13 protein-coding genes are annotated in these 13,897 nt (G+C 46.4%); 6 read left to right on the top strand and 7 right to left on the bottom strand.

The window, feature by feature from the left end; all coding sequences use genetic code 11:
• Positions 1 to 62: 62 nt before the first annotated feature.
• From hemG to KJB35_RS16405, 3 genes are read right to left on the bottom strand one after another with little or no spacing between them, the layout of a single operon-like run.
• On the bottom strand, positions 63 to 590 hold the full coding sequence (gene hemG / locus KJB35_RS16415; RefSeq protein WP_005378894.1) for a menaquinone-dependent protoporphyrinogen IX dehydrogenase: 528 nt from the start codon (positions 588 to 590) through the stop codon (positions 63 to 65).
• 9 nt (positions 591 to 599) lie between these two features.
• Complete coding sequence (locus tag KJB35_RS16410) at positions 600 to 2,057, bottom strand: TrkH family potassium uptake protein (protein ID WP_005378893.1); 1,458 nt, start codon at positions 2,055 to 2,057, stop codon at positions 600 to 602.
• Between the two features lie 46 nt (positions 2,058 to 2,103).
• Positions 2,104 to 2,727, bottom strand: a complete 624-nt coding sequence (locus KJB35_RS16405; protein ID WP_005378891.1) for a YigZ family protein — start codon at positions 2,725 to 2,727, stop codon at positions 2,104 to 2,106.
• Between the two features lie 261 nt (positions 2,728 to 2,988).
• Here KJB35_RS16405 and fadB point away from each other — a divergent pair, with 261 nt between their 5' ends.
• The 3 genes from fadB to KJB35_RS16390 all read left to right on the top strand — a co-directional run bounded on the left by fadB (position 2,989) and on the right by KJB35_RS16390 (position 7,583).
• Entirely contained in the window at positions 2,989 to 5,160 is a 2,172-nt protein-coding gene (gene fadB, locus KJB35_RS16400; RefSeq protein WP_053308127.1) for a fatty acid oxidation complex subunit alpha FadB, read from the top strand.
• A gap of 14 nt (positions 5,161 to 5,174) precedes the next feature.
• Positions 5,175 to 6,350 carry an acetyl-CoA C-acyltransferase FadA gene (gene fadA, locus KJB35_RS16395; protein WP_006743176.1) on the top strand — a complete coding sequence of 392 codons (1,176 nt, stop codon included), beginning with the start codon at positions 5,175 to 5,177 and terminating at the stop codon, positions 6,348 to 6,350.
• Positions 6,351 to 6,602: 252 nt separating this feature from the next.
• A complete protein-coding gene (locus KJB35_RS16390) occupies positions 6,603 to 7,583 on the top strand; it encodes an MDR family oxidoreductase (protein ID WP_054730021.1) in 981 nt (326 codons plus the stop codon).
• Positions 7,584 to 7,635: 52 nt separating this feature from the next.
• Here KJB35_RS16390 and KJB35_RS16385 read toward each other — a convergent pair whose 3' ends face one another.
• Together KJB35_RS16385 and KJB35_RS16380 are read right to left on the bottom strand one after the other, a co-directional pair.
• Entirely contained in the window at positions 7,636 to 8,580 is a 945-nt protein-coding gene (locus tag KJB35_RS16385) for a LysR family transcriptional regulator (protein ID WP_017821924.1), read from the bottom strand.
• A gap of 168 nt (positions 8,581 to 8,748) precedes the next feature.
• A complete protein-coding gene (locus KJB35_RS16380) occupies positions 8,749 to 8,931 on the bottom strand; it encodes a hypothetical protein (protein WP_005378880.1) in 183 nt (60 codons plus the stop codon).
• A gap of 133 nt (positions 8,932 to 9,064) precedes the next feature.
• Between KJB35_RS16380 and tusA the strand changes: the two genes are divergently transcribed.
• Entirely contained in the window at positions 9,065 to 9,313 is a 249-nt protein-coding gene (tusA, locus tag KJB35_RS16375; protein WP_033906598.1) for a sulfurtransferase TusA, read from the top strand.
• A gap of 44 nt (positions 9,314 to 9,357) precedes the next feature.
• Here tusA and KJB35_RS16370 read toward each other — a convergent pair whose 3' ends face one another.
• Together KJB35_RS16370 and KJB35_RS16365 are read right to left on the bottom strand one after the other, a co-directional pair.
• Positions 9,358 to 9,618 (bottom strand): hypothetical protein, encoded by a 261-nt coding sequence (locus KJB35_RS16370; protein ID WP_005378878.1) that lies wholly within the window; start codon positions 9,616 to 9,618, stop codon positions 9,358 to 9,360.
• Between the two features lie 160 nt (positions 9,619 to 9,778).
• On the bottom strand, positions 9,779 to 10,333 hold the full coding sequence (locus KJB35_RS16365) for a TMEM165/GDT1 family protein (RefSeq protein ID WP_005378877.1): 555 nt from the start codon (positions 10,331 to 10,333) through the stop codon (positions 9,779 to 9,781).
• A 484-nt stretch (positions 10,334 to 10,817) separates the two neighbouring features.
• Here KJB35_RS16365 and glyQ point away from each other — a divergent pair, with 484 nt between their 5' ends.
• Both glyQ and glyS read left to right on the top strand, forming a co-directional pair.
• Positions 10,818 to 11,735, top strand: coding sequence for a glycine--tRNA ligase subunit alpha (gene glyQ, locus KJB35_RS16360; protein ID WP_005451074.1), 918 nt, complete (start codon positions 10,818 to 10,820; stop codon positions 11,733 to 11,735).
• Positions 11,736 to 11,748: 13 nt separating this feature from the next.
• The gene (glyS, locus tag KJB35_RS16355) at positions 11,749 to 13,815 is read left to right on the top strand and encodes a glycine--tRNA ligase subunit beta (RefSeq protein ID WP_213908233.1); all 2,067 of its coding nucleotides are present in this window, start codon (positions 11,749 to 11,751) and stop codon (positions 13,813 to 13,815) included.
• The last annotated feature ends 82 nt before the right edge of the window (positions 13,816 to 13,897 follow it).

Below are 13,897 nucleotides of genomic sequence, written 5' to 3'. Positions count from 1 at the left end.
TTTTGATTTTTTTATCGTTCGGATAAATTTGCATCAAAAGCGGTCAAAAGAGCACGTTATTTCTACAGTTCTCTAAATTTATCTGCGAAAAGAGCCACTTTTTCCCAATTGGTGTACTCCACCTCTTTGGTCGTATCGGTTTCGCCACCCGTCATCGACATAATGAACCTAATCATAGTTCTGTCGAACCAGCTATAACGTGGGTAATAAAGTGCACCAGCAAAAACACCGATTAGCGTTGGTTTCCAAGGCGACTTAATTAGGAACTTGCGAATGTAGGCACTACCTTCAGGTGTATCCTTTCCTTGGTCCTCTTTACGAGCGGTTAGGTTTACGCAGAAAAATGCCACTTTATTTTGCTCCAATTGATTGAGGTTTCGCTCAATAAACTGGTATAGCTTTTTATTAAGATGGCCATAGCGAATAGAGGCGCCTATCAATACTCTGTCGTATTGGCTGAAGTCAATCGTCTCGACATTATGTAAATCCACCAGCTCACAATCGAAATCTGGAAGTTGTTCATCTATATAGTGGAGAATTTTTTTAGTCTGCCCTTCGCGGGAAGAGTATAGAAATAATGCTTTTGCCACGATTTCCCCTTAGCTACGCCAAAACGTCGGCGTAAGTAGAATAAGTAAGGTAAAGATTTCCAAACGACCAAACAGCATAGAAACTATTAATACCCATTTTGCTTTGTCGTTAACATCACCAAAGTGAAGCGCCACTTCTCCCAAGCCAGGACCGAGGTTGTTCAGAGTCGCAGCCACCGCCGAGAACGCACTGAGCTCATCCATTCCTGTTGCAATCAACCCCAACATACAAACCACAAATACCAATGCGTATGCGGAGAAGAAACCCCAAACCGCATCGACAACACGTTGCGGTAGGGCACTGCCACCTACTTTGATGGTGTAAACCGCGCGTGGATGGACTAAACGTTTTAGTTCACGCGCACCTTGTAAGGTAAGAAGCAGGATACGGATCACTTTCATGCCGCCGCCTGTTGAACCAGCACAACCACCTATAAAGGAAGAGAACAATAACAGCACAGGTAAGAAGAGCGGCCAATCCGCAAAACCTGTTGTCGTAAAGCCCGCTGTTGTGGATATTGATACGGTTTGGAACAGAGCCTGATCGAAAGCATCGTATGTCGATGTGTAAGAGTGATGTTTCAGTAATAATAGAAAGCAAATGATAAATAGCAGCACTTGAATAAACAAGAAGGCGCGAAACTCAGGATCTTTCCAGTAATACTTGGGATGTACGCCACCTGATGCAAATGCAGCAAAGTGCAGTGTGTAATTACATGCAGATATAAGCAGAAAAACCACCGTAATCAGGTTAATCGCGTAACTATCAAAGTATCCGATGCTGGCATCGTGGGTAGAGAAGCCACCAATGGCAATGGTGGAAAAGCTGTGACTGATGGCGTCAAATGGCGTCATACCAGCTAACCAAAAAGCCGAAGCACAGGCGATAGTCAGGCTCAAATAGATGTACCAAAGCGCCTTAGCAGTTTCTGCTATGCGCGGCGTCACTTTAGTATCCTTGACTGGACCTGGGATCTCGGCGCGGTAAAGCTGCATACCACCGATGCCAAGTACTGGCAAAATCGCCACCGCTAATACGATGATTCCCATACCGCCGAACCACTGCAGTAACTGTCGATAGAATAGAATCGCTTTAGGTAACTCATCCAAACCAACAATAACGGTCGCCCCGGTCGTCGTGAGAGCAGAAAACGATTCAAAAAACGCATCTGTCACTGAGACGTTCGGATTGTCAGCAATGAGAAAGGGGATCGAGCCTGCACTGCCAAGTACTGTCCAGAATAAGACGACAATAAGAAAGCCATCTCGAGCTTTAAGCTCGTGCTTATACCTGCGGTTTGGGTACCAACAAACGGCCCCACAAAACAGCAGAACAAAAAATGTCGTGACAAAAGGCACACCAGCACCATCTCGATAGATCAGCGCAACGAGTGCTGGCGCAAGCATAGTGACACTAAAGAGTGCGAGCAGTAGCCCGACGATTCGAATAATTGAACGAAATTGCATGGATAAATTGACTAGCGAAGCTGTCCCTGTTGCTTCCTGTTTTTCATTATTGTCCGTCTAGCGGAGTGACAATTGCCTTTGCCCCGCTTTTATTGATGATTGCTTGGGTAAACGCGCTCACTTCTCGAAGCTCAATTTCCACCACTAATACGACCTGATCGCTGTATTCAGCCTCGACTTCTATCGCACCAAATTGCGGCATGATTGATTGTGCGATAGGCATAAACCCATAGTCTAACGTTAGTCTGAGCTTTGTGGTTATTTTTTTCTCAATAGTTTGAAGCAGCTTGAGCGCTTGTTGAACCCCACCCCCATACGCTTTAACCAAGCCGCCTGTACCTAACTTGATTCCACCAGAGTATCGCGTGACCACAGCCGTGATCTCCCCCACCCCAGATCCAGACAGCTGCGCCAGGATTGGTTTGCCTGCCGTCCCTGAAGGTTCTCCATCATCACTAAAGCCCCACTTCATCGAATCTTCTGGTCGACCAGCAACAAAGCCCCAACAGTTATGTCTAGCATCAGCGTGTTTAGCTTTGATTTGATCAACAAATGCTTTTGCAGCTTCGATACTTGGCGTGTGTGCCAAATAAGTAATGAAGACGCTCTTTTTAATTTCTTCTTCAAATTGAGCGGGCTCTGCTGGAATCAGATAAGGCTTGTCATTCATAGGATTATGGATTCATGTCTATTTGCCTGAAGTCTATCACGAGTGTGATTTACCCGTCGCATAAGATCTGCCACAGCGCACAATGTTAAACACTTGTTTAAAAAATGTATTGAAATTAAACAATCCACGATCCAAACTAACCTTACTGGTCAAACCAGAACAAAAATAAAACGACTTCCTCGATACCTATTTGCCGAGGTACACGGCGTCGTTGAAATAGGTATACAGACAATCCACGATTGTATGTCATGGAGATAGACAATGATTTACCAAGCCGAAACCCTACAGGTAAAGGAAATACAAGATGGTATTGCAGAGCTAAGCTTCTGCTCTCCAAAATCCGTCAACAAACTCGACCTAGCGACATTAGAATCGCTAGATAAAGCTCTTGATGCGCTCATTGCCCATCAAGGCCTCAAGGGGTTGTTGCTCACTTCAGATAAAGACGCATTCATTGTAGGCGCAGACATTACCGAGTTTTTAGGTCTGTTTGCTAAAACGGATGCCGAGCTCGACCAATGGCTGCAATTTGCTAATAGCATCTTTAACAAATTAGAAGACTTACCCGTTCCGACCATCTCAGTGATCAAAGGCCACGCTCTTGGTGGCGGTTGTGAATGTGTGCTAGCAACAGACATGCGTATTGGTGACAAAACCACCAGCATCGGCCTACCAGAAACGAAACTGGGAATCATGCCGGGCTTTGGTGGTTGTGTACGCTTACCTCGCGTTATTGGCGCAGACAGCGCAATGGAAATCATCACCCAAGGTAAAGCATGCCGAGCTGATGAAGCATTGAAAATTGGCTTACTCGATGCAGTTGTAGAGCCTGATGCTTTATACGAATCAGCACTACAAACTCTTAACTCTGCAATTAACGAGAAACTTGACTGGCAAGCACGCCGAGCACAGAAAACATCTCCGCTAACGCTGAGTAAGCTTGAATCAATGATGAGCTTCACCATGGCGAAGGGTCTGGTGGCACAAAAAGCAGGTCCTCACTACCCTGCCCCAATGACAGCCGTTATCACGATTGAAGAAGGTGCTCGCTTTGCACGTAATGAAGCGTTAGACATTGAACGTAAGCACTTCGTGAAATTGGCTAAATCGGAAGAAGCAAAATCACTCGTTGGCCTCTTCCTTAATGATCAATACATCAAAGGCATTGCGAAAAAAGCAGCGAAGTCAGCAAGTAAAGACACGCAACGTGCAGCCGTATTAGGTGCTGGTATCATGGGTGGCGGCATTGCTTACCAATCAGCGCTAAAAGGTGTGCCAGTCTTGATGAAAGACATCGCACAAGCGTCGCTCGACCTAGGCATGACTGAAGCATCTAAGCTGCTGAATAAACGCTTATCTCGCGGTCGCATTGATGGCTTTAAGATGGCGGGTATTTTAGCGTCAATCACACCGAGCTTACATTACGCAGGTATTGAAAACTCTGATGTGATTGTTGAAGCTGTCGTTGAAAACCCGAAAGTAAAAGCAGCAGTTTTAAGTGAAGTTGAATCCCATGTCGGTGACGACACCGTTATCACCTCAAACACCTCGACGATTCCTATCAACCTATTGGCAAAATCACTAAAACGCCCAGAAAACTTCTGTGGTATGCACTTCTTCAACCCAGTGCATCGTATGCCTCTTGTTGAGATCATCCGTGGTGAGCACACCTCTGATGAAACCATCAACCGTGTTGTGGCGTATGCTGCGAAAATGGGCAAATCACCAATTGTCGTTAATGACTGCCCAGGGTTCTTCGTTAACCGCGTATTGTTCCCATACTTTGGCGGTTTCAGCATGCTACTTCGTGATGGTGCTGACTTTACGAAAATCGACAAAGTCATGGAGCGTAAGTTTGGCTGGCCGATGGGACCGGCGTACTTGCTTGACGTAGTCGGCATTGATACCGCGCACCACGCACAAGCTGTGATGGCTGACGGTTTCCCTGAGCGTATGGGTAAACAAGGTCGTGATGCGATTGATGCACTGTTCGAAGCAGACAAATATGGTCAGAAAAATGGTAATGGCTTCTACAGCTACACCATAGATAAAAAAGGTAAGCCGAAGAAAACCTTCTCCGAAGCGATCTTACCGGTACTTGCTGACGTTTGTGCCGATAAGCAGGACTTTGACGATCAGACCATCATTCAACGTATGATGATTCCAATGATTAACGAAGTGGTGCTGTGCCTACAAGAAGGCATCATCGCGACTCCGCAGGAAGCAGATATGGCATTGGTTTATGGTCTTGGTTTCCCTCCATTCCGCGGTGGCGTATTCCGCTATCTAGACAGCGTGGGTATTGCTGAATACGTTGAAATGGCAAAACAACACGCCGAGCTAGGTGCGATGTACCAAGTACCGCAAATGCTGATTGATATGGCGGCGAAAGGTGAAAGCTTTTACGGTGCACAACAGCAAGGTTCTATCTAAGGAGGGATTCTAAAATGACTAATCAAACAAGAAATGTTGTCGTAGTCGATTGTCTACGTACTCCAATGGGTCGCTCTAAAGGTGGTGCTTTCCGTCATACACGAGCAGAAGATCTATCTGCGCGCCTAATGAAAGGCATTCTTGCGCGTAACCCACAAGTGAACCCAAGCGAGATTGAAGACATCTACTGGGGCTGTGTACAGCAAACACTAGAGCAAGGCTTTAACGTTGCACGTAATGCGGCGCTGCTTGCTGGTCTGCCGATTGAAATTGGCGCCGTGACGGTGAACCGCTTGTGTGGCTCATCAATGCAAGCGCTTCACGACGGTACACGTGCCATCATGACTGGCGATGCTGAAATCTGCCTAATTGGTGGTGTTGAGCACATGGGGCATGTGCCAATGAACCACGGTGTAGACTTTCACCCAGGTATGTCAAAGAACGTAGCAAAAGCTGCGGGCATGATGGGCTTAACGGCTGAAATGCTTGGTAAATTACATGGTATTAGCCGTGAGCAACAAGACGAGTTTGCCGCTCGCTCTCACGCTCGTGCGCACGCAGCAACCGTAGAGGGTCGTTTTAAAAACGAAATTCTACCAATTGAAGGCCACGCAGCAGACGGCACACTGTTCACTCTGGATTACGACGAAGTGATTCGCCCTGAAACATCCGTTGAAGGTCTATCTCAACTTCGCCCAGTGTTCGACCCTGCAAACGGTACAGTAACAGCCGGTACATCATCGGCTCTGTCTGATGGTGCATCAGCGATGTTGATCATGAGTGAAGAGAAAGCCAATGAGCTTGGCTTGAAGATTCGTGCACGTATTAAAGGCATGGCCATTGCGGGCTGCGATCCTTCTATTATGGGTTACGGTCCTGTACCTGCGACGAAAAAAGCGCTCAAGCGTGCCGGTCTTTCAATTGAAGACATGGATGTGGTTGAGCTAAACGAAGCATTTGCCGCGCAGTCTCTGCCGTGTGCTAAAGACTTAGGCCTGCTTGATGTTATGGATGAGAAGGTCAACCTTAACGGTGGTGCGATAGCATTGGGTCATCCACTAGGCTGTTCTGGTTCACGTATCTCAACAACGTTGATCAACCTAATGGAAGCGAAAGACGCGAAATACGGTCTGGCCACCATGTGTATCGGTTTGGGTCAGGGCATTGCGACAGTATTTGAACGACCATAACAGTTCAAGACGTTGTTGTAGTGATCGAGCCAACAATCATAAGCAAATGAACTAGTACTAAAATTTTTAGTATTACACTTAAGGGCGACAATTGATGTCGCCCTTTTTGTTTTACATCAAACATGCATGAAGAGCATACATTAAATGCTCAAGTTTCATTTTATTCATAGACAAAGAAGACATACACTTAGACCAGTTGATATCTTGCTGCATGTGACCCAGAGTCATGCTACCGCACAATCGGAGAACCTTATGTTTAATGCTCTAGTTCTAAATCAAGAAGACAAACGTACTATCGCTAACATCGAGCAAATCGATGAAACACAACTGCCTGAAGGCGACGTTCTGATTGACGTTGATTACTCATCGTTAAACTACAAAGACGGCCTTGCGATCACAGGTAAAGGTAAAATCATCCGTAACTTCCCGATGGTGCCAGGTATTGACTTAGCAGGTACGGTAGTAAGCTCAGAAGACGACCGCTACCAAGCTGGTGACAAAGTTGTCCTTACTGGCTGGGGCGTGGGTGAAAACCACTGGGGTGGTATGTCTCAGCGTGCTCGTCTAAAAGCAGATTGGCTAGTACCACTACCAAAAGGTCTAGACAGCAAGAAAGCAATGATGGTTGGTACTGCTGGCTTCACTGGCATGCTATGTGTTCAAGCACTGCTTGATGCAGGCATCAAACCTGAAAATGGTGAAATCCTTGTAACTGGCGCAAGTGGCGGTGTAGGCTCAGTCGCAGTAACGCTTCTAGCACAGCTTGGCTACAAAGTTGCTGCAGTGACAGGTCGTGTAGAAAAAAATGGCCCGCTACTTGAAAAACTAGGTGCTAGCCGCATCATCGACCGTACTGAATTTGAAGAACCAGCACGTCCACTTGAAAAGCAAGTATGGGCAGGTGCGGTTGATACTGTAGGCAGCAAAGTACTGGCTAAAGTATTGGCGCAAATGGATTACAACAGTGCAGTTGCAGCTTGTGGTCTTGCAGGTGGTTTTGATCTACCAACCACAGTGATGCCGTTCATCCTACGTAATGTTCGCCTACAAGGTGTGGACTCAGTAATGTGCCCAACAGAGAAACGTATCGCAGCATGGGAAAAGCTGGTCGAGCTACTACCAGACAGCTACTTCGAGCAAGCGTGTACTGAAGTTGCTCTTACTGAAGCACCGAAATATGCAGAAGACATCACCAACGGTCAAGTAACGGGTCGTGTGGTTATCAAGCTATAAACACTGACTCAGTGTAAACAGACGAAGAGCCGGCATTGCTGGCTCTTTTTTGTTAGCAGTTCAGTCCCATATCTTCGATACGTTTAGCTATCAGACGGCTACACTCTTCACGCACAATCGTTCTTAACCATTCTTGAGCGGGAGAATGCTCGCAACGCGCATGCCAAATCATCGAGTATTCAAACGGCGTGAATTGGAATGGTAACGGTTTCACCACCAAGTCATAACGCTCGGCAACCAGATACGCCAAGTCCGCTGGCACTGTGATGATAATTGGCAAGGTATCCATGATCGCCAATGCGGCTTCTAAATGATAAGCCCGCAGAACCATTTTACGCTTAGGTTTCTCCATCAAAGCTTGTTCGATCAGTGCCTTAACACCATCACTGATGGCGATCATGGCATGTGGATGACTCAGATAATCATCCAAGCTCATTTCTTTATTCGCTAATGGATGCTGTTTTGAAAGCATACACAGCACCCCCACTCGCCCCAACACTTCACTGCGTAGAGGCTCCACCGGGCCTGTCGGGCGACAAATCGCTAAGTCTGCACCTTCATAAGTGAGCTGATCTGATAAACGGTCGTGTTGCAGTGGTAAGAAGTTGAAAGACACATTTGGTGCTTCTTGGTAAATTCTCGGCAAAGCGAACGGTAATATCGTTTGCATGGCATAATCGGTGGTCACGATGTTGAAAGTCTGTACGCATTGCAATGGGTCAAACTCAACCGGAGATAACAACTGACGTAAAGACTCTAATGGCTCGCCCAATGAGCGATCGATCTCTAACGCTTTCTGAGTTGGGATCAAATGCTGTCCCTGACGAGTAAACAGCGGGTCTCCCAATAAGTCGCGTAGACGACCAAGCACACGACTCATTGCCGATTGACTCAAGTTCAGACGTGTTGCCGCCTTACTGACACTGTTTTCTTCTATCAGTACTCGCAACGCAACCAGTAAATTTAAATCTCGGCGATAGATATCTTCCAGTTCCACGAATTAGCCACTTATTTTGTATGTGTTTGGGTAAATTGTACTCTTTAGGCAAAAAAAATCCCGCCTTTCAGCGGGGAAGCCCAAGAAAAATGGGGATAGTGTCGGAATGAAGTGTCGGTAAAAAATAGGTGAGCGTTATTAAAAGCATTCTGATCCAAGCAAGAAGCGCTAATTTTCTTGCTCAGATGCGCCAGACCATCTGCGCATCTCGATCCAAATCCCAATAATAGTGGCAACCATGCCTACGAGAGGCGTCAAAGAGGTGTCAGCTGGCGTCCTAAGTACCAATGCACAGAACGAGATAAAACACAGCACTGAGTAAATCGTAAGTCTGTCTAACGCTGTTAACATTGCCTCTCCCTTGCCAGTTGTTACCAAATTGTTAATTTAAGGTAAAACAAAAAATTCGGTTTGCCAAGTGGTTATTGAATATTTTTTCAACGAAAGTAAAATTCAACGCTCAGTTAGTTACGAGAATCACACTATGAGCTTTAATCCTGAACTGGCAAACAAGACATTAGAGGCGCAAGGACTGCGCTGCCCAGAGCCAGTGATGATGGTCAGGAAGACAATTCGCAACATGCAAGATGGTGAGATTTTGCTGGTCAAAGCAGACGATCCATCCACGACTCGAGACATTCCGAGTTTCTGCCGCTTTATGGACCACCAATTAGTTGCGGCACAAACGGAGCAAGTTCCGTATCAGTACCTGATCAAGAAAGGATTGGAATAATCTGGTCGAACTAAAAACGGCAGCCAATATTGGCTGCCGTTTGTTTATTCGTCGTATTCGAGTGTGCGAACTTCTGATTGGAGCTTGTTAAGTTGTTTCTTCATTGCCCGCATCTCTTCATGCATAGGAATGATGTGAGCGACACGAATCCACGCTTCTACTGTCAATCCAGTAAGGACGAACGATCCTGCTACAATCGGTAACCACATATCAGTTAGCACCATCGCTAGTAAACACAGCGCTAAACCAAAAGTGAATAAATAACTCTGACTCTTCGGGGACATCCCCATGTAACGTGTAAGCATAAACTTGCCCTCTCGCTATCATTCACACCATTAAACTACCATGACAAGTATGACACTTATATGTCATCCGTCACGCAACGGAACGATTTAGAGTCAGAGTTTGAACTCGCGCAGCACGCCACTAATGATTGATAACTCACATCATTTCACGTGCAAAAAATCAGAACAGTGCAGCCCCTATTGCCAGAGCAATAAACAAAAATGCGGTGATTTTACGGATCAGCCCTAAAGGCATCTTGTCGGCCGACAATTTACCAATCAGGACCACAGGTACATTCGCCAGCAGCATACCGATTGTGGTACCGATAATCACCAAACTTAACGCATCCGCGTATTGCGCCCCTAAGATGGAAGTGGCGATCTGAGTTTTATCGCCTATCTCCGCAACGAAGAACGCGATAAAGCTGGCAATAAATGGGCCTCGATTAGAAATCTGCTCGTCATCATCCAGTTTGTCCGGGATCAGAACCCAAGCCGCCATCGCGACAAAACTGACCACCAGCACCCACTTTAAAATCTCAGGTGATAGATAGTCTGCGACAACCACACCTAACCATGCAGCCAAAGCGTGGTTGGCAATAGTTGCCAAAAAGATTGCTGCAATAATTGGGATTGGTTTTCGGTAACGACTTGCAAGTAATAGAGATAGCAATTGGGTCTTATCGCCAATTTCTGCTAACGCTACAGTAGTAATTGAAATAGCTAAAACGCTCACGACATGCTCATTGGGGCAGGGATTATTATTTTTAACCGAAGACAAACCTCACGCCCCTACCCCGGTTCGTGATGATTTGTCTAAGGTCTTGCTAAACTTGAAAGGCTTCAAGTCTCGAACGCCATGGTGATTTTGCACCAATTATGTTGACGGACGAACCAGATGAAACAGAAACTTCATCAGGTAAGCTACTCCCCAAAGACAGGCGCAATTCTAGCCACCTTTGTTGCGCTTCTCAAGAGCCAAAGCAGGCAAAAACTCCCTTTTAGGAAAAATACAGCAGATAACGCGGTAAAAATTCATTAAAGGAGAAAATCGCCCACGAATTAATCAAGATTAGCTCTACTCCCATGCTCAATATCTGGTTATACTAGATTGTTAATTTATTCAACCGTAATTACTCTTTATCGCCGTTGTTAGAGTTGAAAAACTCGGCATAGATGACGAATTAACGAGTAACAAGAGAATCGCGCGAACCTGACTTATGCAAAAATACGATATCAAAACCTTCCAGGGAATGATCCTCGCGCTGCAGGATTATTGGGCTCAAAATGGTTGTACCATTGTTCAACCGCTAGATATGGAAGTGGGTGCGGGTACCTCTCACCCAATGACCTGTCTACGAGCGCTTGGCCCAGAGCCAATGTCGACAGCTTACGTACAACCTTCACGTCGTCCTACTGATGGCCGTTACGGTGAAAACCCTAACCGTCTTCAGCACTACTACCAATTCCAAGTAGCGCTAAAACCATCGCCTGACAATATTCAAGAGTTGTACCTTGGCTCCCTTGAAGTTCTTGGTATTGACCCTCTTGTACACGACATCCGTTTCGTAGAAGACAACTGGGAAAACCCAACACTAGGCGCATGGGGTCTGGGCTGGGAAGTTTGGCTAAACGGCATGGAAGTGACTCAGTTTACTTACTTCCAGCAAGTTGGTGGTCTTGAGTGTAAGCCAGTAACTGGTGAGATCACTTACGGTATCGAACGTCTAGCAATGTACATCCAAGAAGTAGACTCTGTTTACGACCTAGTTTGGAACATCGCGCCAGACGGCAGCAAAGTGACTTACGGTGACATCTTCCACCAAAACGAAGTAGAGCAATCAACTTACAACTTCGAGCACGCAGACGTTGATTTCCTATTTGGTTTCTTCGAACAGTGTGAGAAAGAGTGTAAAGAGCTGCTTGAGCTTGAAAAGCCACTGCCACTACCTGCTTACGAGCGCATTCTAAAAGCTGGTCACGCATTCAACCTACTAGACGCGCGTAAAGCGATCTCAGTAACTGAACGCCAACGTTACATCCTACGCATCCGCAACCTGACGAAAGCAGTTGCAGAAGCATACTACGCATCGCGTGAAGCTCTTGGCTTCCCAATGTGTAAGAAAGAACAAGCGTAAGGGGTAGAGTAACATGGCAAAAGAATTTCTAATCGAGCTAGGTACAGAAGAGCTACCACCAACGCAACTTCGCACTCTAGCTGAAGCATTCGCAGCAAACTTCGAAGCAGAACTAAAAGGCGCTGAGCTTGCTCACGAAGGCGTGAAATGGTTCGCGGCGCCTCGTCGTCTTGCACTTAAAGTCGCTGCACTAGCAGACAGCCAGTCTGACAAAGTTGTTGAAAAACGTGGTCCTGCGGTTTCTGCAGCATTTGACGCAGAAGGCAACCCAACAAAAGCGGCTCAAGGCTGGGCACGCGGTTGTGGCATCACGGTTGACCAAGCAGAGCGCATGGTTACAGACAAAGGTGAATGGCTACTGTTCAAACAAGAAGTGAAAGGTCAGCCAACGTCTGAGATCGTCGTTGAACTTGCAGCGAAAGCACTAGCAAACCTACCTATCGCAAAACCAATGCGCTGGGGTAACAAAACGACTCAATTTATCCGTCCAGTTAAGACGCTAACCATGCTAATGGGCAGCGACCTAATCGAAGGCGAGATCCTTGGTGTTGCTTCAGACCGCACTATCCGTGGTCACCGCTTCATGGGTGAGCAAGAGTTTACTATCGATTCTGCTGAGCAATACCCTGCGATCCTAGAAGAGCGCGGTAAAGTAATGGCAGATTACGAAGCGCGTAAAGCAATCATCCTAGCTGACGCACAAAAAGCGGCAGCAGCAGTTGGCGGTATCGCTGACCTAGAAGATGACTTAGTAGAAGAAGTAACGTCTCTGGTTGAATGGCCAGTGGTACTAACAGCGAAGTTTGAAGAAGAGTTCCTAAAAGTACCTTCTGAAGCATTGGTTTACACCATGAAAGGTGACCAAAAATACTTCCCTGTTTACGACGAAAACAAGAAGCTACTACCTAACTTCATCTTCGTATCGAACATCGAATCAAAAGAGCCTCGTTACGTAATCGAAGGTAACGAGAAAGTGGTTCGTCCTCGTCTTGCTGACGCAGAGTTCTTCTTCAACACAGACCGTAAGCGTCCGCTTATCGACCGTCTGCCTGAACTAGAGCAAGCGATCTTCCAAAAGCAACTGGGGACGATCAAAGACAAAACAGACCGCATCACAGAACTTGCTGGCTACATTGCTGAGCAAATCGGTGCTGACGTTGAGAAATCAAAGCGTGCTGGTCTACTAGCAAAATGTGACCTAATGACCTCAATGGTATTCGAATTCACGGATACTCAAGGTGTTATGGGTATGCACTATGCTCGCCACGACGGTGAAGCAGAAGAAGTTGCAGTCGCACTGAACGAGCAATACATGCCTCGTTTCGCAGGTGATGAACTGCCATCTAACGGTGTTTCAACTGCAGTTGCAATGGCAGACAAGCTAGACACTATCGTAGGTATCTTCGGTATTGGTCAAGCGCCTAAAGGCAGCGACCCATTCGCACTACGCCGCGCATCTCTAGGTGTACTACGTATCATCGTTGAATACGGCTACAACCTAGATCTTGTTGACATAGTAGCGAAAGCGAAGTCACTGTTTGGCGATCGCCTAACCAACGACAACGTTGAGCAAGACGTTATCGAGTTCATGCTTGGTCGTTTCCGTGCTTGGTACCAAGACGAAGGCTTCAGCGTAGACATCATTCAAGCAGTTCTAGCGCGTCGCCCGACGAAACCAGCAGACTTCGACCAACGAGTTAAAGCGGTTTCTCACTTCCGTGAACTAGAAGCAGCAGAGTCTCTAGCAGCAGCGAACAAACGTGTAGGTAATATCCTAGCGAAATTCGACGGCGAACTAGCAGCAGACATCGACCTAGCACTTCTACAAGAAGACGCAGAGAAAGCACTAGCAGAAAGCGTTGAAGTAATGACGGAAGCGCTAGAGCCAGCATTTGCTACAGGTAACTACCAAGAAGCCCTAAGCAAGCTAGCTGACCTACGTGAACCAGTTGATGCATTCTTTGATAACGTAATGGTAATGGCAGACGACGAAGCACTTAAGAAGAACCGTCTGACACTACTGAACAACCTGCGTAACCTGTTCCTACAGATCGCAGACATTTCTTTGCTTCAAAAGTAATTCATTACTCTTCGAAGTGATTAAGAAATAAGTAAAAGGGAAGCAGATGCTTCCCTTTTTTGTTGCCTTCAAACCGATGAAG

Origin of the sequence: Vibrio sp. D431a, assembly GCF_030248655.1 — a bacterium.
GTDB lineage: Bacteria > Pseudomonadota > Gammaproteobacteria > Enterobacterales > Vibrionaceae > Vibrio > Vibrio alginolyticus.
Note: the sequence above shows the minus strand (reverse complement) of the source record. Positions and strands in the feature narration are given on the sequence as shown.

What these genes read in the sequence shown, in the direction of transcription:
- KJB35_RS16410 (WP_005378893.1), bottom strand. Translation starts at nt 2,057, where the DNA reads ATGCAATTTCGTTCAATTATTCGAATCGTCGGGCTACTGCTCGCACTC.
- KJB35_RS16405 (WP_005378891.1), bottom strand. Translation starts at nt 2,727, where the DNA reads ATGAATGACAAGCCTTATCTGATTCCAGCAGAGCCCGCTCAATTTGAA.
- fadB (WP_053308127.1), top strand. Translation starts at nt 2,989, where the DNA reads ATGATTTACCAAGCCGAAACCCTACAGGTAAAGGAAATACAAGATGGT.
- fadA (WP_006743176.1), top strand. Translation starts at nt 5,175, where the DNA reads ATGACTAATCAAACAAGAAATGTTGTCGTAGTCGATTGTCTACGTACT.
- KJB35_RS16390 (WP_054730021.1), top strand. Translation starts at nt 6,603, where the DNA reads ATGTTTAATGCTCTAGTTCTAAATCAAGAAGACAAACGTACTATCGCT.
- KJB35_RS16380 (WP_005378880.1), bottom strand. Translation starts at nt 8,931, where the DNA reads ATGTTAACAGCGTTAGACAGACTTACGATTTACTCAGTGCTGTGTTTT.
- tusA (WP_033906598.1), top strand. Translation starts at nt 9,065, where the DNA reads ATGAGCTTTAATCCTGAACTGGCAAACAAGACATTAGAGGCGCAAGGA.
- KJB35_RS16370 (WP_005378878.1), bottom strand. Translation starts at nt 9,618, where the DNA reads ATGCTTACACGTTACATGGGGATGTCCCCGAAGAGTCAGAGTTATTTA.
- glyQ (WP_005451074.1), top strand. Translation starts at nt 10,818, where the DNA reads ATGCAAAAATACGATATCAAAACCTTCCAGGGAATGATCCTCGCGCTG.
- glyS (WP_213908233.1), top strand. Translation starts at nt 11,749, where the DNA reads ATGGCAAAAGAATTTCTAATCGAGCTAGGTACAGAAGAGCTACCACCA.